Annotated in this window: 14 protein-coding genes; 9 read left to right on the forward strand and 5 right to left on the reverse strand. The window is 59.5% G+C overall.

What is annotated here, in order from left to right; translation table 11 throughout:
• Window positions 1-223: hypothetical protein (locus tag VL547_RS14135; RefSeq protein WP_325578854.1), on the reverse strand; the 223-nt coding region annotated here is incomplete at its 3' end.
• A 54-nt stretch (window positions 224-277) separates the two neighbouring features.
• Between VL547_RS14135 and VL547_RS14140 the strand changes: the two genes are divergently transcribed.
• Window positions 278-2572: a GH92 family glycosyl hydrolase gene (locus tag VL547_RS14140; RefSeq protein ID WP_325578856.1), complete on the forward strand. Its 2295-nt coding sequence runs from the start codon at window positions 278-280 to the stop codon at window positions 2570-2572.
• 65 nt (window positions 2573-2637) lie between these two features.
• On the opposite strand, the gene VL547_RS14145 is transcribed toward VL547_RS14140, so the two are convergent.
• The 4 genes from VL547_RS14145 to VL547_RS14160 form a co-directional block, all read right to left on the reverse strand.
• A complete protein-coding gene (locus VL547_RS14145) occupies window positions 2638-3468 on the reverse strand; it encodes a hypothetical protein (protein ID WP_325578858.1) in 831 nt (276 codons plus the stop codon).
• Between the two features lie 72 nt (window positions 3469-3540).
• Window positions 3541-4491 (reverse strand): aldo/keto reductase, encoded by a 951-nt coding sequence (locus VL547_RS14150; RefSeq protein ID WP_325578860.1) that lies wholly within the window; start codon window positions 4489-4491, stop codon window positions 3541-3543.
• Window positions 4492-4823: 332 nt separating this feature from the next.
• Complete coding sequence (locus tag VL547_RS14155; RefSeq protein ID WP_325578864.1) at window positions 4824-6314, reverse strand: SusD/RagB family nutrient-binding outer membrane lipoprotein; 1491 nt, start codon at window positions 6312-6314, stop codon at window positions 4824-4826.
• Between the two features lie 9 nt (window positions 6315-6323).
• Window positions 6324-10121, reverse strand: coding sequence for a SusC/RagA family TonB-linked outer membrane protein (locus VL547_RS14160; protein WP_325578866.1), 3798 nt, complete (start codon window positions 10119-10121; stop codon window positions 6324-6326).
• 232 nt (window positions 10122-10353) lie between these two features.
• Here VL547_RS14160 and miaB point away from each other — a divergent pair, with 232 nt between their 5' ends.
• The 8 genes from miaB to VL547_RS14200 all read left to right on the forward strand — a co-directional run.
• The gene (gene miaB / locus VL547_RS14165; protein ID WP_325578868.1) at window positions 10354-11850 is read left to right on the forward strand and encodes a tRNA (N6-isopentenyl adenosine(37)-C2)-methylthiotransferase MiaB; all 1497 of its coding nucleotides are present in this window, start codon (window positions 10354-10356) and stop codon (window positions 11848-11850) included.
• A 2-nt stretch (window positions 11851-11852) separates the two neighbouring features.
• Window positions 11853-13100: a sigma-54 dependent transcriptional regulator gene (locus tag VL547_RS14170; protein ID WP_325578870.1), complete on the forward strand. Its 1248-nt coding sequence runs from the start codon at window positions 11853-11855 to the stop codon at window positions 13098-13100.
• A gap of 12 nt (window positions 13101-13112) precedes the next feature.
• Window positions 13113-13634, forward strand: coding sequence for an LPS assembly lipoprotein LptE (gene lptE / locus VL547_RS14175; protein WP_325578872.1), 522 nt, complete (start codon window positions 13113-13115; stop codon window positions 13632-13634).
• 21 nt (window positions 13635-13655) lie between these two features.
• Entirely contained in the window at window positions 13656-15029 is a 1374-nt protein-coding gene (locus VL547_RS14180; protein WP_325578874.1) for a hypothetical protein, read from the forward strand.
• Between the two features lie 2 nt (window positions 15030-15031).
• Window positions 15032-15337: a preprotein translocase subunit SecG gene (secG, locus tag VL547_RS14185; protein WP_325578876.1), complete on the forward strand. Its 306-nt coding sequence runs from the start codon at window positions 15032-15034 to the stop codon at window positions 15335-15337.
• Between the two features lie 72 nt (window positions 15338-15409).
• Window positions 15410-16432: an endolytic transglycosylase MltG gene (mltG, locus tag VL547_RS14190; protein ID WP_325578878.1), complete on the forward strand. Its 1023-nt coding sequence runs from the start codon at window positions 15410-15412 to the stop codon at window positions 16430-16432.
• Window positions 16429-17358 (forward strand): YihY/virulence factor BrkB family protein, encoded by a 930-nt coding sequence (locus VL547_RS14195; RefSeq protein WP_325578880.1) that lies wholly within the window; start codon window positions 16429-16431, stop codon window positions 17356-17358. Before mltG ends, VL547_RS14195 begins: the two co-directional genes overlap by 4 nt.
• Before the next feature lie 88 nt (window positions 17359-17446).
• Window positions 17447-17977, forward strand: a 531-nt coding sequence (locus tag VL547_RS14200) for a hypothetical protein (protein ID WP_325578882.1), incomplete at its 3' end; no start/stop codon positions are given.

The raw sequence follows: 17977 nt of genomic DNA on the forward strand, positions 1-17977 counted from the left end.
CGGGGGTTTCGCCGACGCGGGGGGCGGACGATCCGTTGAAATAGAGCGCCCAGCCGGTGGCGGGGAGGGCTTCCTTGCCGGTGTTGGAGAGGACGAGGACGCAGTGGGCCTGGCGTTTGCCCTGGTAGTAGTTGGAGAGGAGCTCCCAGCGGAGGGAAAGGGTTTGGGCCCCGGCGCTTCCGAGGGTCAGACAGGCTATTACGAGCAGTGAGAGGATTCGCATATCCGGTAGTGTAGCGTACTCTCGTAATGTAATGATTTGTCGTTACATTTGGCGATGAGAAAACTTTTCACCGTCGCGCTGACGCTGACCGCACTGGGGGCATCGGCACAAAATCTCGTACAATACGTCCACCCTATTATCGGCACCCAACGCATGGGCCATACTTTCCCGGGAGCCACCGCGCCTTTTGGCATGGTGCAGCTGAGCCCGGAGACCGATACCATTTCTTACGAGCAGGACGGACACTATAATCCCAAAATGTACGAGTACTGCGCGGGTTACCAATACGACGACAAGACCATCGTGGGTTTTAGCCACACCCATTTCAGCGGGACGGGGCATTCGGATCTCGGGGACTTCCTCATCATGCCCACGACAGGGGCCCTGCGCCTCAACCCGGGGACGGCAACGGAGCCCGGGAGCGGTTTCAGGAGCCGTTTTTCACACGATAATGAAACGGCGGAGGCCGATTACTACCGGGTGAAGCTGGAAGACTACAATATCCTGGCGGAGCTGACCGCGACGACGCGCGTGGGCGTGCACCGGTACACTTTTCCGGCGGCGGACCAGGCACACATCATCCTGGACCTGATGTACGGGATCTACAACTACGACGATAAAAACGTCTGGACCTATCTGCGGGTGGTCAATGACACGCTCGTCGAGGGCTATCGCGAAACCTCGGGCTGGGCGCGGACGCGGACGCTGTATTTTGCGCTGACGTTCTCCAGGCCGTTTACGTCCTACGGCAACCGCAACTATACTCGGCGCACAGCCTATCACGGGTTCTGGGGAAAATTCAACCAGGGATCGAACTTCCCCGAGGTCGCGGGACGGCAAATCCGCGCGTTCTTCAATTTCGGCGGCACGCGCGCCGGCGACGCCATTGTCTTAAAGATGGCGTTGTCTCCGGTGAGCATGGATAATGCCCTGCAAAACCTGCGCGCCGAGGCGCCGGGATGGGACTTCGACGCCATCAAGGCCGCGGGGCAGTCGGCTTGGAACCAGCAGCTGTCGCGGATCGCCATCGACGGCGCGGACAGCGACAAGGTGAACTTCTATACCTCCGAATACCACGCTTTTATCAACCCGACGATCTACCAGGACATCAACGGCCAGTACAAGGGGCTGGACAAAGAGGTGCATACCGCCGACGGTTTTACCAACTACACCACGTTTTCGCTGTGGGATACGCACCGGGCGCTCCATCCGTTGTTCAACCTCATCGAACCCGCGCGGAACGCGGACATGGTGCGGTCGATGCTGGAGCATTTTCACCAGAGTCCCGAACACATGCTCCCCATCTGGTCCAATTCCGCCAACGAAAACTGGTGTATGACCGGCTACCACAGCGTCTCGGTGATCTGTGACGCGATCGTCAAGGGGATCGGGTCATTCGATCGTTCAGCGGCGCTCGATGCGTGCGTGACCACCGCGCGGCACCGCGACTATGACGGCATCGGCGACTACATCGACCGGGGGTATATCCCCACCGACAAGAACGGGAACGGGGTGTCGACCACGCTGGAGTATGCGTACGACGACTGGTGTATTGCGCAGGCGGCTCGCAAGCTCGGACGTTCAGATATATATGATGAGTTCCTGAAGCGGTCGTTGAATTATCGTAATGTTTGGGACCCCTCCATCGGGTTTATGCGCCCGCGGTTATCCGACGGCACGTTCCGGGTCGCGTTCGACCCGCTGAGCACCATCAACGAAGGCTTTATCGAGGGCAACTCGTGGAACTACAGCCTGTACGTACCGCACGACCCCGCGGGTCTGATCGCGTTGATGGGCGGTAACAAACGTTTTGTACCGCACCTGGATTCCTTGTTTACGATGGACCTGCCGGACAAATACTTCGCCGAGACCGAAGACATCACCCGGGACGGCATCATCGGCAACTACGTCCACGGTAACGAACCCTCCCACCACGATATTTATCTCTACGACTTTACCAACGAGCCCTGGAAGGCGCAGGCGCTGATCCGGATGGTCATGTGGCGGATGTACAAGCCGACGCCCGATGGCCTCGGCGGCAACGACGACACCGGCCAGATGAGCGCGTGGTATATCTTTAGCGCGCTGGGTTTCTATCCCGTCTCACCGGGTGATGATAAATACTGGCTCGGGAGCCCTTCCGTCCGCTCGGCGGTGCTTTCCGTCACCGGCGGGAAGAAATTTACGGTGTCCACCGTGAACCAGGGGCCGCTCAATGTATACGTGCAAAAGGTGTCGCTCAATGGGGCGCCGCTCCATCGGTTGTACATCACGTATGACGAGATCACCGCCGGCGGGACTTTGGAATTCACCATGGGGGCGAAGCCGAATAAGCACATCGGTCAATAGGCGATTCAGTCGTCTTTATTTGATGGGGACTGCGCGAATCTAATATCTTTCGTCCGTTCATCCGCTTAGCTTTTGGTCGCCTTGAAGTGTCCCAGGAAGATATTCAGGTGGATGCCCGCGAAGGGGCCGCCAAAGGAGCCGTTGTCTGGGAGGGTTACCGATTTCAGGTTGTTGGTGGTGACGCCGTCGTCGTTGGAGACCTGGACGAAACGGAGGGCGCTTTGCTGGTAGACGGGGAGGAGCCAGCCGGCCTGGGCGCTTAGGGCGAAACGGCCGATGGACGGGAAGACCACGTCGAGCTGTGGGCCGAGGTCGAGGCTGTGGGTGGAGTAGTTGACGTCGAGGTGGTCGGTGTTGTAGTCCTGGTCGTAGCTGTAGCTGTTACCGTCGCCATCGTCGTAAGTGTATGTTTCTGTGAAATAGTCGCCGGAATTGATGCCGAACATCGAGATGGTTTGGCCGCGGTTGTCGATGGAGCCCATTTTTTCACGGCGGGCGGCGAAGTAGGTGAGGTTTATACCGGGTTTGAGGGTGACCCAGCGAAAGGGGAAGGCGTAGCTGGCGCCGGTATGTACGTACCAGGCGTAGTCGTTATTGAGGTCCTGGTTGAGACCGACGCCGAGGGTGAAGTCGAGCCTCCGGTAGGCGATGTCCAATCCGGGGAGGTCGATCATGGGGACCTGGCTGTGATAACCGCCCTGGAGGCTGCCGTTAAAGTGCTGGGTGCCCGGGGCGGCGGTAGTGGTATACGGGAAATTCGTGGACAGTACCCGCGAAGGGTTCTGAACAAAGAGGTAGTTGACGCCGGCGGTCAGAGAAGCGCTCCAGTCGGAGGTTTGGGCATTGACCGCGCCGGTCGACAGGAGGCAGAGCAAGGGGATACATATCTTTTTCATAGCGATATGAAGTTACTCCACGATCGCGCGGTTGGCGCTCCGACGATAAACTTTAACGTTTCCCTGCGCCGCTCATTGCCAGGCGCTGGCTTTGTCAAGTACGGCGATGTCGTCCTCCGTGAGCGTCAGGTCTACGGCCTTGAGCAACGTATGCAATTGCGCCACGCTGGTGGCGCTCGACAGCGGCGCGGTGACGACGGGCCGCGTGAGCAGCCAGGCCAAAGCGACCGCCGCCTGTGGGACGTTATGGCGGCCGGAAACTTCGTCGAGGGCTGCAATCACGCCGAGGCCTTTGGGGGTGAGGTATTTCTTGACGTTGTTGCCGCGGGGAGATTGGGCAAGGTCGTTTTCGGTGCGGTATTTACCGGTGAGGAAACCGGCGGCGAGCGAGAAATAGGGCACGACGCCCAGACCGTTTTCTTCGCAGATCGGCCCGAGCTCCTTTTCGAAGCCCTCGCGCTCCACGAGGTTGTATTGCGGTTGCAGGCTGATGTAGTGTGGGAGGCCGCCGACCTTGAGCGCCGCGCGCAGCCGGTCGGGGGTGAAGTTGGAGGCGCCGATGAAACGTACCTTGCCGGCCTGGATCAGCTCTTTGTATGCTTCCAGGGGCTCGTCGACCATTACGGAAAGGTCATCATAATGGGATTGATAGAGGTCGATATGATCGGTTTGCAGCCGACGAAGTGAGTCTTCGACTTCTTTCAGGATATACGACTTACGCAAGCCCTTTTTGGCGGGGTCGGAGCCCATGGGCGCGCCCACTTTGGTGGCGATGACGACCTTGTTACGCTTACCGCTCTTTTTGAACCAGTTCCCGATGACGGTTTCGGATTCGCCGCCCACGTGGCCCGGGGCCCAGTGCGAATAGACGTCGGCGGTGTCGACGAAGTCGAAGCCCGCGTCGACAAAGGCGTCGAGGATGGCAAAGGATGTCTTTTCGTCAGCAGTCCAACCAAATACATTACCACCCAGCATAAAGGGGGCTACTTCCAGCGGTGATTTTCCAACGGTGCGTTTTTTCATCTTATAAAGTTACGCAGCTCTCACGAACGCGAGCCGCTCATTTTCGCGGATGTGATATTCAATTCGCGCACTCCCCCCCTTCCCTTTTGCGTGCTTATATTTTGGGCAAGCTATAGCTTCAGAAAATGTCCGGTATGGTCGCTTTGGGGTAAGGTATAGCTTGCCCGTATACAAGTACCCGTCATTCAGGCAAGCTATACCTTTAAAAAACAACTCGATCTCACGGGTTTACCCAAGGCATGGCTTGCCCAAAATCGTAAGAGAGAAAAAGGAGCACCGGGGGTGGGCGACCCGAGGTCGGGAGTTGAGCCTAGAACAGCGCGGGACGCGCGCTAGTTGAACTTATTCCACCAAAGCTTCGTCCCCTTGGTATCCCCCCCAATGGCCGCAGCCGCCGCCTGGTAGTTGGCCGAGTTGGTGCTGGCTTCGGAGACCGGGTAGGTCAGGCGGTAGGGTACCATGCTGACGGTGGGGTCGAGGGAACCGGCGACGGGCGCGATGAACAGGGGCGCGCCGCCGGGTTGCTTGAAGTCGAGGCGGGTCCGTTCGAACCAGGACTGCATGCCGTTCATGTAGAGGGCGAGCCATTTTTGGGTGCCGATGCAATCGCGCCAGTCGTCGGCGTTGTAGGGGACGCGCGACAGGTAGGCGGCGATGTCCGGGGCGGAGGTGACGCCCCAGAAGGTCATGCTGGCCTGGATGCCCTGGGCATAATAGGTGGCGGCGGAAAGGGGCACGTTGTAGCCCCGCGCGGCGGCCTCGGCGAGGTCGAACTGGACCTCGGCGTAGGTCATGAAGATGCCGGGGAAGTTGGGGCTATAGATACCCCTCGGGGGGAACGAGTCGGGGAAGGAATAGTTGTTGAAGTCGTTCCCGAACATGTTCAGGCCGTAGGGTTTTCCCTTGTAGGGGCCGCCGCCCGTGGGGAGCGCCATGTACTTCGGTTGACGGGGGTCCTGGAGCGAGTCCATGAAGTTGACGAGGGTGGCGCTGACGACGAACTGGTTCAGGGCGCGGAGCGCGGCGTTAAAGGGGATCTGGTAGGGCGCCGTGGCCGAGTAGGGAAAAAGCGCGTCATCCGAAGTGCCCGGGCTGGTCCAGGTCCCGCCGGTCTGCATGACACCGGCGGTAACGGCGGCTTCGACGATGGCTTTGGCGGAGTCCGGGGACGCATCGGCCATCCGGATGCCCATCCGGAGCTTGAGCGATTCCGCGAAGCGCTTCCACTGGCCGAGGTTCCCGTTGAAGATCACTTCGCCGCTCTTGTAGCCTTCCTGGGTGGAGTCCATCATCGCCACCGCGGAGTCGAGCTGACCGAAGAGCGCGGAATAGATCGAACGGCTGTCGTCGTAGGCGGGCGTCAGGTTGGCCGTGCCTTGCTGCGCCTGGCTGTACGGGATGTTCCCGTAGGTGTCGGTGAGCAGCTCGAATATCCACGCCTTTAGGATCATCGCGATCGCGATCTGGTTGGGGTTCGGTCCGGCGCTCTGGGTGCGGTTGATCGAGATGATCTTGTTGAGGTCGATCAACGTCCCGCTGTACAGGCCCCAGATCGAGCTGTTGGCGCCTTCGTCGAGCTGGTACAGGCTCGAGGTTTCGCTCTGGGTCCCGCTGAAGTACTGTGCGTATTCCATCCCGACGTAGTAGTTGACGGACGCGCCGGCGTTATAGATGTTGTCCATCGTCGACCGTTCCGCGCCGGTGAGGAGGTATTCCACCGGGACGGTGTTCGGGAGCGTGGGGTCGTGGTTGAGGTTTTCCAGCGTTTTTTTACACGCGGTGGCGGCGAGGAGGAGCGGTATGACGTAGAAGATGCGTTTCATAAGAGAGTTTTAAAAGCCTGCGGTTAAATTGACGCCAAAGGAACGGACGGACGGCAGCGCGCCGCCTTCGAGACCCTGGACGTTGCTGTCCGAGTTGACGATGTTGGAAGGGTCCACGTTCGGGGCGTTGCTGTTGATGAGCCAGAGGTTGCGGCCGTAGAGCGACAGCCGGAGGTTGTCGGCCTTGAGTTTGCCCGCCCAGCGGGACGGCAGGTTGTAGCCAAGCCGCACCTCGCGGAGATACACGTAAGAGTCGTCGTACATGTTCGCTTTGTTGACGCGTTTACCGCGGTCGGAATCGAAATACGTCATCGCGGGCATCACCTTGGTGTTGGGTTGGCCGTTGGCCAAAACGCCCGGGGCGACGATGCCGTTCTCGCGGACGCCGTTAGCCGCGGTCACCGCCAGGGTCCCGGAATATTCCCCGTAGAGGTTCGTATAGGAGAAGAAGTTCCCGCCCTTCTGGAAGTCGACGAGCACGCTCAGGATTACCGGTCCAACCCGGAAGGTATTGGTCACACCGCCGGTAAAGTCGGGGGTGGTGTGCCCGATTACCTGGCCGGGGGCGGAGGGCACATAAAGCCCGTTCGTATCCACCACCTTTTGGCCATTGAGGTAGGTATAGTCGGTGCCGATGAGCGCGAACAACGGCTGTCCCTTGACGGCGGCCACGGAGACCGAGTTCAGCCGGCGCTCGGTAGCCAGGACGATCTGCGTCTGACCGGGTGCGTTGGGGATGTTTATCGCGGTCACCATATTCTTGTTCCGGGCGAAGTTGACGGCGATGTCCCAGGAGAAGTGCTTGAACTCGAGCGGCCGCGCATTGACTTCGAGCTCGATCCCGCGGTTCCTGACGGAGGCCGCGTTGACATAAACGTTGGTATAGCCAGTGGTGGGCGAGATCTGCATTGGCACGATCAGGTCGTTGGTGACCCGGTTGTACCAGGTGAAGTCGAAGCCGATCCGGTCGTGGAGGAACCGCGCTTCCAAACCTTCTTCGAACTCGGTGCTCCGTTCCGGCTTGAGGTCGGGGTTGTTCTTCACCGGGTTGGTAGTGCTCGTCGGATCGGAACCGAAGGTTTGCGGCGCCGTGTAGGTATCGTAAATGCTATAGGGCGTGATGTCGTTCCCCACCTGTGCAAAGCTGCTCCTCAACTTACCGAAGGACAGCCACCGGGCCTTCAGGACGTCCGAGAACACCCAGGAGAGCGCCGCCGACGGATAGAAATAGGCGTTATGCCCGGGCGCCAGGGCGCTCGTCCAGTCGTTGCGGCCGGTGACGTCCAGGTACAGCATGTCCTTGTACCCGAGCGTGCCGGTGGCGAAGGCCGAGTTGATCTGTTTGCGGATGTCGTCGCTCGCATATTGGACGATCCCGGCGGCGGCGTTGGACAACGTATAGATACCGGGGATGGCCAGGCCTTCCGAGATGGGGATGGCGCCCTGTTGGTATTGGTCGTCCTGTTGTTCGACGTTACCCCCCACCGTTACATTGAGGTCCCAGTTCCTGGCGAAACTCTTCCGCGCGGTGGCCAGCAATTGGTAGTCGAGCTCCTGGAATTGCCGGTCGGTGCGGGTGTAGCTGCCCGCAAAGTAGTCCTTGGCGGTGCGTTCTTCCTGGAGGATGCGGAATTGATCCATATAGACGCGCGCCTGGATGGTCAGCCAGCTTACGGGTTTGATGTCGAAGCCAGCCTGGCCGAACAAACGGTTCCGGGTATCCGTTTCCGCTTCCATGTAGCGCTCCCAGTAGATGTTGTCGTCGAAGGCCGGGGCCGGGTTGGTGGGGCTGGTGCGGTTCCAGCTCAACTGGGTGCCGTCCGGGAATTTATAATACCTCAGCTTGGAATCCTCGAGCTGGCGCTGGCCGTACTCGACGAAGTTGAGCATCGGGTTCGATCCCGTGAAACCCGTCCCAGGGCGCCCGGTGGCGGCGTTGTTGACGTAGTTGGCGCTGGCGACGCCGGTCAGCCACGGGTTCACCTTATAGCTGCCGCTGAACGAAAGGTTGTTCCGGGTCTGGTGCGAATTGGGCAGGATGAAGTTTTGCGTCATATTCCCGTAGGACATCCTGTAGGTGGCTTTGTCGTCCGAGCCGCCGAAGGCTATGTTGTTGTTGACGGTGATACCGGTTTTGAAGAAGTCCTTGACGTTGTTGGGCTGGGGCGACCAGGGCGTGAGCTCATCGAAGAAGGGGTTGTTCTTGTCCGGGTCGAAGGAATAATAGGCCCGGATCAGCTGGCCGTTCAGCTTCGGCCCCCAGGACTCGTCCACCGAGTACTGCGGGAGCAGGTCGTACCCGCCCCGGGTGGCGTCTGTATAAGCAGGGCTGCTGGCGCTTTTAAAGAGCGTGGGGTTCTGGTTGTACCACAGCGTGTCGAAACCGCCGATCCCCGCGCCGTATTCGTTCTGGAACTTGGGGAGGACATAGACTTTTTGGGCCTCGACGTTCAGGGAGTAGTCTACGCCAAAGCGCCGGCCGGGGGCGCCCTTTTTGGTCGTGATCAGGATGACGCCGTTTTGCCCGCGGCTGCCGTATAGTGCCGTGGCCGCGGCGCCCTTCAGTACCGATACCTCCTGTATGTCGTCCGGGTTGACGTCCTGGATGGGGCTGCCGTAGTCGTAGCCGCCGCCGCCGATCTGCTGGCCTATCGCGTTGACGTTCTCGTTACTCATGAACACGCCGTCAACCACATAAAGCGCGTCGTTGGTTTGCGTGATGGATTTGTCGCCGCGGATGGTGACCTTGGTCGAACCGCCCATCGAGCCGTTGTTGGCATTGATGTTGACACCAGCCAGCTTCCCCTGAAGGGCGTCCACGAAGTTGGTTTCCTTGGCGACGGCGACCTCCTGGCCACCCACCTCCTGGATGGAATACCCGACGGCCCGGCTCTTCTGCGAGATACCCAGGGCGGTGACCTTGACCTCCTCTATTTCCCTGGTCGCGCTTTTGGCCAGCTTTACCGTGAGCACGGCGCCGGCCTCCGTCATCAACACTTTTACGGTCTCGTACCCGCTCTTGGATACCAGCAGGTACGATCCCTTGACGAAGGGCGCGCGGAAGGCGCCGTCGGAGCCAGCGCGTACGTTTACACCCCCTGCCGTAGTGACACGGACCGAATCCAGCGGGCGGTTGTCGGGGCCGACGACGATGCCGTTTATCGCAGGCCCTTTAAAGGCGGGCGTCTTAGGGACGGTGTCGGCGGCGCCGGGGCTTACCGCGGCCGCGACCGGCGCATTGCCATGCGTGGTATCGACGGCGGCCTGCGCGGGGGCGGTGACGGTCTTTACCGAATCGCCGATCGTGGAGGAATCGGATTTCTTCGACGGGGCGCGGACCACGACACCGGAATCAGACTTGGGAGCGGCGCCGGCGCTGCCAGGAGGTGCGGCGGCGCCGGAGGCGGCCGGGGCCACGGGCTTGCCGGTGGAATCGGTCCCGGGTTTGCCCATGATCTTGAGGGCGCCGGTTTTGAGGATCTCGATCATCACGACGCTGTCCTCGATACCGATGCCGATGCCGGCCGTGCGTACGCCGGAGCCGGGGGCCAGGGAGTCGGGGATGTCGACGACCAGCGAGTCGCCGGTCGCGCCGGTCTTTAAAGAAAATTCTCCCGAATTCTTGGATCGGGCCGTGGCGCCGGTTCGGGTCGAGCGGATAGTGAGTCCGGTAGCGGGTCGTTGGTTGCTTCCCTGGAGCTGGCCGTGTATGGTTCGGGTCGTCTGGGCCGCCGCGGGGGCGCCCAGGACCAAAAAAAGGCCCGCTGTCCAGGGCAGCACGGTTAGCAGTGCTTGCCTGGGGTTCATGTAACGATGATTAGGTGTAATTCAACGTTTTTTTAACAAGAATGAAACCAAGATAGCTGCCAGGCATAGGCTTGGGTGAAAACGTAGACCTGGTGGGCACTCTAGCGAATAAACGCCTGACAGGCCTGCAGCGGGAATGTGGATTTTTTACCCAAAATGCCCGTGGAATCCCGCCCCGCACATCCTGACAAAGTGTCACAGATTAACGGATTTTTCGCTAGTTTTGCCCTCTATGCAAGACGAGGTTTTAGCGCAGGCGAACAGCGAGGTTTTGTCTCGGGCGCACGACGAGGCGAGGCAAGGGGAAGCGTATGCGCCCTTTGAAGGAGATCCTAATGTTTACACAAAGAAATTCTATATAGAAAGCTACGGATGCCAGATGAATTTCAGCGACAGCGAAATCATCGCGTCCATACTGCAGGAGCAAGGCTTTGGCGCCACCCGGAACGCGGCGGAAGCCGACCTGGTTTTGCTCAATACCTGTTCTATCCGGGAAAAAGCGGAACAGACCGTGCGTAAAAGACTCACCGAATTCCGCAAGGCCAAGGACCAGAAGCCCGGTCTCCTGATCGGCGTGCTGGGTTGTATGGCGGAGCGTTTGAAGTCGAAGCTGCTCGAAGAAGAGCAGCTCGTGGACCTGGTGGTTGGCCCCGACGCCTACCGTGCGCTCCCCGGGCTGATCGAAGAGGCCGAAACCGGTCAGAAAGCCGTCAACGTGCTGCTCAGCCGCGAAGAAACCTACGCCGATATTTCCCCCGTCCGCCTGGACTCCAACGGCGTTACCGCCTTCGTGAGCATCATGCGCGGGTGCAATAATATGTGCTCCTTTTGCGTGGTGCCTTTTACGCGGGGGCGCGAACGCAGCCGGGACGTGGCGTCGATCCTGGCCGAGTGCCGCGATTTGTTCGGGCGCGGCTATAAAGAGGTTACGCTGCTGGGGCAAAACGTCGACTCGTATTACTGGGTCGGCGATAACGGGGCGGTCGGCGACAGCGGGGCGATGGGCGATAACGGGGCGATGGGCGCGGGCGGTGGCGTCACGACGTTTGCGGATTTGCTGGAGGCGGTCGCGCTGATCGATCCGTCGCTGCGGGTCCGCTTCAGCACGTCGCACCCGAAGGATATTACCGACGCCGTGCTCCATGCGATGGCGCGGCACGAGAACATCTGCAAGTACATCCACCTGCCGTTGCAAAGCGGGAGCACGCGCATCCTGCAGATGATGAACCGGACGTATACCCGGGAATGGTATATGGCCAAGGTCGACCGTATCCGTGACATCATACCCGACTGCGGCATCTCGAGTGACGTTATTGCCGGTTTTTGCTCCGAGGACGACAACGATCAGGCCGATACGTTGAGCCTGATGGAGTACGCCCGGTACGACATGTCGTACATGTTTTTCTACAGCGAGCGTCCCGGGACGCTGGCGGCGCGCCGGTATCCGGATGACATTCCTTTGGAAGTGAAAAAAAGACGCCTGGAGGAAATCGTTCAGCTGCAGAACCGGTTGTCGCTGGAGAGCAACAAGGCGGACGTCGGCAAAACATTCACCGTCCTGATCGAAGGCGACTCCAAAAGGAGCGGCGCCGATTGGATGGGACGGAATACACAAAATAAAGTGATCGTCTTTCCGAAGACGGACGCCGGTTTCGCAAAAGGCGACTACGTCCGGGTGCGGGTGGACGATTGTACACAAGCTACCCTCATCGGGAGCATAGCGAACTAACTATGGATATTCAATCGATCAAAAACAGGTTTGGCATCATAGGCAACGCCCCTGCCCTGAACTACGCGCTGAGCGTAGCGGCGCAGGTGGCTGGGACGGATTTGAGCGTACTGATCGTGGGCGAAAGCGGGGTGGGTAAGGAAGTGTTTTCCCAAATCATCCACGCGCTGTCGTCGCGTAAGCATAATCCCTTTATCGCGGTCAACTGCGGGGCGATCCCCGAAGGGACGATCGACTCCGAGCTGTTCGGGCACGAAAAGGGCGCCTTTACCGGGGCGGTGGACAGCCGTAAGGGGTATTTCGAGACCGTGAGCGGGGGCACCATCTTCCTGGACGAAATCGGCGAAATGCCGCTGGGCACGCAGGCCCGCCTGCTCCGGGTGTTGGAGACCGGCGAGTTCATCCGCGTGGGCTCGTCCAAGGTCCAGAAGACCGACGTGCGGGTGATCTGCGCCACCAATAAGGACCTGCTGGAATTCACCCAGTCGGGGAAGTTCAGGGAGGACCTGTATTACCGGATGAGCACGGTACCGATCCGCGTCCCCGCGTTGCGGGAAAGACCCGAGGACATCCCGCTGCTTTTCAGGAAGTTCGCGACCGATTTTGCGGAGCGTTACCGGACGACCCCGGTCCTGCCGGACGAAGACGCCCGGCGGGCGCTGACCGCGTATGGCTGGCCCGGAAATGTGCGGGAGCTCAAAAATATCGCCGAGCAGATTTCCGTTCTATCCCAGAGCAAGGTCCTGACGCCCACCGAGCTCCGGCAGTTCCTGCCGGAAAACGGTACCAACCGGCTCCCGGTGCTGTCGCCGTCGTCCGGCAATGGCCACCCGGAGTTCAACAACGAACGGGAAATATTATACAAGCTTTTTTTTGACATGAAAAAGGACGTCACCGAGCTCAAGAAGATGTTCTTCGACGTCCTCCAAAACCCCGGTTCGGTGAGCCCCGGCGCGCTGGCCGCGCTCAAGCCGGACGGCGGCTATAACGAGCTCCCGGCGGGGAGCGACTTTGGGCACCAGCCCGTGATCACGAGTCCGGCAAACAATTTGCCCGTACTCCTTGACCACGACGACATCCACGAGCACGTGGAGGTGGAAGAGTCGCTGAACATCATGGACAAGGAAAAGGAACTGATCGTGAAGGCGCTGAAGAAGCACAAGGGGAAGCGGAAGGACGCGGCCCTGGATTTGGGTATTAGTGAACGGACACTGTACCGGAAATTGAAAGAGTACGACATAGACGAATAAACTATCGAGACCATGAGCTATTTGAGGTACATAATTTTGGTGGCAGCGGTGGCGCTCCTGGGCGGTTGCAAGGTCTACTCCTTTAGCGGCGCGTCGATCGATCCCAAGGCCAAGACCGTCAAGCTGGACAACTTCGACAACAAGGCGCAGTTCATCAACCCGAGCCTCGCGCCACAGCTGCTCCAGGCGGTCCAGAAGAAGATCGTCGGGCAGACGCGGTTGTCGCAAACCAATTCGGACAACGCGGACTACGAGATCGGGGGGTACATTTCCAGCTATGGGGTGAGCACCTCCGGCATCAGCAACCAGCAGGCGTCTTCGTCGCGGCTGGTGGCGACCTTCCATGTCATTTTCCACAACCACCTCGACCCGACCGGCAAGACCGTGCAGCCGGCGGACTTCGAGGACGACGTTTCGAGCAGCGTAGACTTTCCCGCCGGCGCGAGTTTCTCCGCGGTGGAGGCGTCGCTGCTGAGCCAGATCGTCACGAATATGTCGAACGATATTTTCAACCGTCTTTTCTCCAACTGGTAATTTTTCCCTAGATTCAGCACTATGAACGCAGAGTTGCTATATGAAGCCCTGAACGACCGGCACTCGCTCGAACAGCTGACGGAGAACGATCTGGGACGACTGGTGAGCAGCCACCCGTATTTTTCGATAGGCCAATTGCTACTCGCGAAGAAGCAACGTCAGAATAACGATAAGGAATCCTATCAACATCAGCGGGAAAGGCTGCACGCGTTTTACCGTAACCCCTGGTGGTTGTACTACCAGCTGGAGCTCGCCGACAACTATGCCACGCCGGCGTACGTGACGACCGGGATGGTCAAGGGCGAGACGCCCTTCGAGTCGATCGCCCGGCAGGCGGTGCAGGCGCGCGCGGTGAAGCCCGCGGAAGGCCCGCGACCGGAGGTCCCGCAACCGGTGGAACCGCCGACGCGGACGCCCGTGGAACCGACAAAGGAGCCGTCGTTACCCGAGGCCCCCGAACCGGAGGAGCCCGTCAAGGAACCGTCTACCCCTGAGTTGCCCCAGCCGGACGCGCCCAAGCCCACGGAAATACCGCAACCCGGCGGCCCGGAAGTGGAACCGCCCGCGGAACCCACGATACCCGGTGCGCCGGGCCCGGAGATGCCCGATGTTCCCGGACCCGAAGTCCCCCCACCCTTCGAGCCCCCGATCCCCTCCCCTTCCGGGCCGGAAATGGGCCGGCACGCGTTCGTGCCGTGGCCGGGGATGGAGGAAGAGGACCTGGAGATACCGACCCTCATGGGGGCGTCGGAGTTGCATGAGGTCGCAGCCGAGGCGCACGAAGCGCCGCGTGACCACGCGATGATAGCGGAACCTTATTTGCCTTACATGGTGACCTCCGCCGTGGCTGTGCCCGAACCGCGGGAAGAAGAAGAGGAAGAGCAAGGCGACCCGGACGATACGGACGCGCCGGAAGGCGAGCCGGTGGTACACCACCTCGACATGCCCGAGCCGCCGCCGGCGTTCCCGACCGCGGAACCGGCGCCGTTCCCGTTCAGCGTGACGCCGCTGGCTCACGACTTTACGTTCGAGCCTCTCCACACGGTGGATTACTTTGCCTCGCAGGGCATCAAGCTGGAGCTGGAGGAAAACCCGACCGATACCCTCACCCGGCACCTGAAGAGCTTTACGGAGTGGCTGAAGACCATGAAGCGGATCAGCCCGATGGATGGGGGTCATACCGACCTGGACGCGGCCACCGAAGCCGAGATCCAGCAGCTGGCATCGACCGCCAACCGGCAGCGGGAAGCCGTCGTGACCGAGTCCATGGCGCACGTCTGGGTGCTCCAGGGAAAGTTACATAAAGCGGTAGAGGTCTACAATAAATTAAGTTTGCAGCATCCGGAAAAAAGGGCTTACTTTGCTGCCAAGATTGAACAGTTAAATAAGTTATAGTTATGGTTTGGTTGTTTTTGGTATTGGTAGTACTGGCTTGTGTCATCCTGAGCGTACTCGTGCTGGTGCAAAATTCGAAGGGGGGTGGCCTGTCGGGCAGCTTTTCCGGTTTCAACACCCAGATCATGGGGGTTAAGAAGACTACGGACGTCCTGGAAAACGGGACCTGGCTGTTCGCCGCGCTGATTGCGGTGCTTTGCCTTTGCTCCGGTCTCTTTATTAACCGCTCGGCCAGCGTACAAGGTCACGACATGAAGGGTGTGGGTACAAACACCCACCAACAGGCCCCCGCGGCGCCCTCAAGATAGGTTTTTGTGTATTGTATTATTAGATGAAACCCTGTCGCTTTCGGCAGGGTTTTAGTATTTTACAACCTACTTATGCGCCGAATCCTTACCTTACTCCTGATCGTCCTCCTTATCCTGGCCGCCGCGGCCGCTTACCTGGTCCTTGGGCCGGGTACCGCTTTTGCTCCCGAAAAGAAATCGTTTTACGTCCATACGGGGAAGACCGACCAGCCATCGGTTATGACAAGTATGCACAGCGTCAAGTACTTCCGTTTTCCGCAGGTATTTCAATGGCTGGCTACCCAGATGGGCGTCTGGGACCATCTCAAACCGGGGCGGTATGAGATCCCGAACGGATACAGCCTGTACCATTTTGCGCGGGACCTCCGGGATGGCCGGACGACGCCGATCCACCTGATCCTGACCAACGTGCACACCAACGAAGAGCTGGCGGGGGCCCTGGGGAACCTGTTCGAGCCGGATTCGTTGGACGTAATCCGCTTTTTGGATAACCCGGACTCGGTGCGGTCGTACGACCGGGATACCGATAACATCCGGACGTTGATCATCCCGGGTACTTACCAGGCGAACTGGAATACGACCACCACGGACCTGCTCCGGATGTTCCAGGCGCAGGAACGACAGTTCTGGACGCCCGAACGCCGCGCGCAGGCGCAGGCCCAGGGGCTGACGCCAGGCCAGGCGTATATCCTGGCCTCCATCGTGGAGGCGGAAACCCGCAAGGACAGCGACAAGCCGCTGATCGCCAGTGTTTACCTCAACCGGTTACGGAAGGGTATGCGGCTCGCGGCGGACCCCACGATCAAGTACGCGATGCGGGACTTCAACCTCAAGCGTATCTATGAGAAATATACGCGCGTGGAGTCGCCCTACAATACGTATCTATATACCGGGCTGCCGCCGGGTCCGATCGGGACGCCTTCGGTAAAGACCCTGGACGCCACGCTCACGGCCCCCGCCACGGACTACCTGTTCTTTGTGGCCAAGGCGGATTTTTCGGGATACTCCGTGTTCGCGTCCGACTTCGCCACGCACGAACGCAACGCCAAAGCGTACCAAGCGGCCCTGGACAGCCTGGAAAAAACCAAACAGTGACCAAGCTCGAAGGCCACATACTGCGCTTCCCTCCCGTCAAATACCTGGTCCGCAAAAGCAAGACCTGGTACCTGCCTGGTTTTGAGGAGCAGCCGTTGTACGATGTCGTGATCTGCTTTTTGAGACAGGTCCGCAAGGTGGGGCTCAACGACCGGGCGGCGGCCATTTCTTTCAACTTTATCATGACCATACCCGCGGCCATGATTTTCCTGCTGACGCTGGTGCCCTACCTACCGGTCTCCAAAGAGATCACCCGGGAATTGTTCAACATCGCCAAGGACATCACGCCCACCTCTACCACCTATACGTGGGTGCAGAACCTGATCACCGATTTTATCGGGAAGACGCACAACGGGCTGTTGTCCGTGGTTTTTGTGATCGTGGTTTTTTACTCCTCGAACGCCACGATGGGGATCATCCGGACCTTCGACCGGTCTTACCGGGAGGTATGGAAACGCGGCTTTTTGCGCCGCCGCTGGAACGCGATCCGGCTGACGACCATACTGATCCTGCTGGTGCTTGGTTTTGTGTTGTTTATGGTGACGCAAAAAAATCTCCTGGGGATGTTCCTGAGACACCAGGGTATCCGCAGCGTCACCATCCGCCTGCTGATCCAGTGCATCCGCTGGGGGGTCATCGTATTGCTGTTTTTCTTTTCGGTGGCCTTTATCTACAAATTCGCGCCGTCCAGCCGCCGGAAGTGGAAGCTGGTCTCGCCGGGCTCGGTCCTGGCGACATTCCTGATAGCGATGGTGACCGGCTTTTTCTCGTTTTGGGTCAACCACTTCAACAATTTCAGCCGGTTGTACGGATCGATCGGCACCGTGATGGTGCTCATGTTCCTGGTCTACCTGAACTCATTGTTCCTGCTGATCGGGTTTGAATTGAACGTGGCGATCAAGGCGGTAAAGACGGGACGCCAGTAGGATTACGTACATATACGTTCGATATCCGGCAAAACCACCCTTGTGGATGGGCGGTGCATAGGCAACCTTTGTAGCAAACCTAAACACCATGCCTAACTTCCCCCGCGAGCTGGCGATCGAAAAAAACCGGACACTCCTCCTGGAACCGTCGATCCTGCTGCTCTGCTTCTCCGAAAAAATAAACCGCGAGCGTCTGACCGCCACGCTTAAAAAGCTGAACCTCGAGGTGGTCGACAACCCCGGCGTCACGCACGCCAAGGGACCGCTCATCAACAACACCAACACCCGGATATGGGTCCGCACGGTCGACGGGTCAGCGGTGACCGCCGATCAGTATGGTGCGCTGGCGAAGTTGTCGTCGCTCCAATGGATCGGGCCCGCATACCAGGTGCCGGGCACGCGGCAAAGCGACATCGTGTGCGTGTTGCCGCACGCGCTGATCGTGGAGTTTCGCGCCGGCGTGCCATCCGTCGAAATGGGCGCCGGTTTGCAGGAGGTCGCCCAACGCTCCGCGATGTTAAACGGACGGCATTATTTCGAGGTGAGTAACCCCATGCAGCAAAACGCGCTTGTTTTGAAGGACGTGCTCCTGAAGCAATTCGGAGACCAGGTGGCGGCG

The organism is Dinghuibacter sp., assembly GCF_035492835.1.
Classification (GTDB): Bacteria; Bacteroidota; Bacteroidia; order Chitinophagales; family Chitinophagaceae; genus Dinghuibacter.

Excerpts from the sequence above, each read along its gene's own strand:
- VL547_RS14140 (WP_325578856.1), top strand. The coding sequence starts at position 278 with ATGAGAAAACTTTTCACCGTCGCGCTGACGCTGACCGCACTGGGGGCA.
- VL547_RS14145 (WP_325578858.1), bottom strand. The coding sequence starts at position 3,468 with ATGAAAAAGATATGTATCCCCTTGCTCTGCCTCCTGTCGACCGGCGCG.
- VL547_RS14150 (WP_325578860.1), bottom strand. The coding sequence starts at position 4,491 with ATGAAAAAACGCACCGTTGGAAAATCACCGCTGGAAGTAGCCCCCTTT.
- VL547_RS14155 (WP_325578864.1), bottom strand. The coding sequence starts at position 6,314 with ATGAAACGCATCTTCTACGTCATACCGCTCCTCCTCGCCGCCACCGCG.
- VL547_RS14160 (WP_325578866.1), bottom strand. The coding sequence starts at position 10,121 with ATGAACCCCAGGCAAGCACTGCTAACCGTGCTGCCCTGGACAGCGGGC.
- miaB (WP_325578868.1), top strand. The coding sequence starts at position 10,354 with ATGCAAGACGAGGTTTTAGCGCAGGCGAACAGCGAGGTTTTGTCTCGG.
- VL547_RS14170 (WP_325578870.1), top strand. The coding sequence starts at position 11,853 with ATGGATATTCAATCGATCAAAAACAGGTTTGGCATCATAGGCAACGCC.
- lptE (WP_325578872.1), top strand. The coding sequence starts at position 13,113 with ATGAGCTATTTGAGGTACATAATTTTGGTGGCAGCGGTGGCGCTCCTG.
- VL547_RS14180 (WP_325578874.1), top strand. The coding sequence starts at position 13,656 with ATGAACGCAGAGTTGCTATATGAAGCCCTGAACGACCGGCACTCGCTC.
- secG (WP_325578876.1), top strand. The coding sequence starts at position 15,032 with ATGGTTTGGTTGTTTTTGGTATTGGTAGTACTGGCTTGTGTCATCCTG.
- mltG (WP_325578878.1), top strand. The coding sequence starts at position 15,410 with ATGCGCCGAATCCTTACCTTACTCCTGATCGTCCTCCTTATCCTGGCC.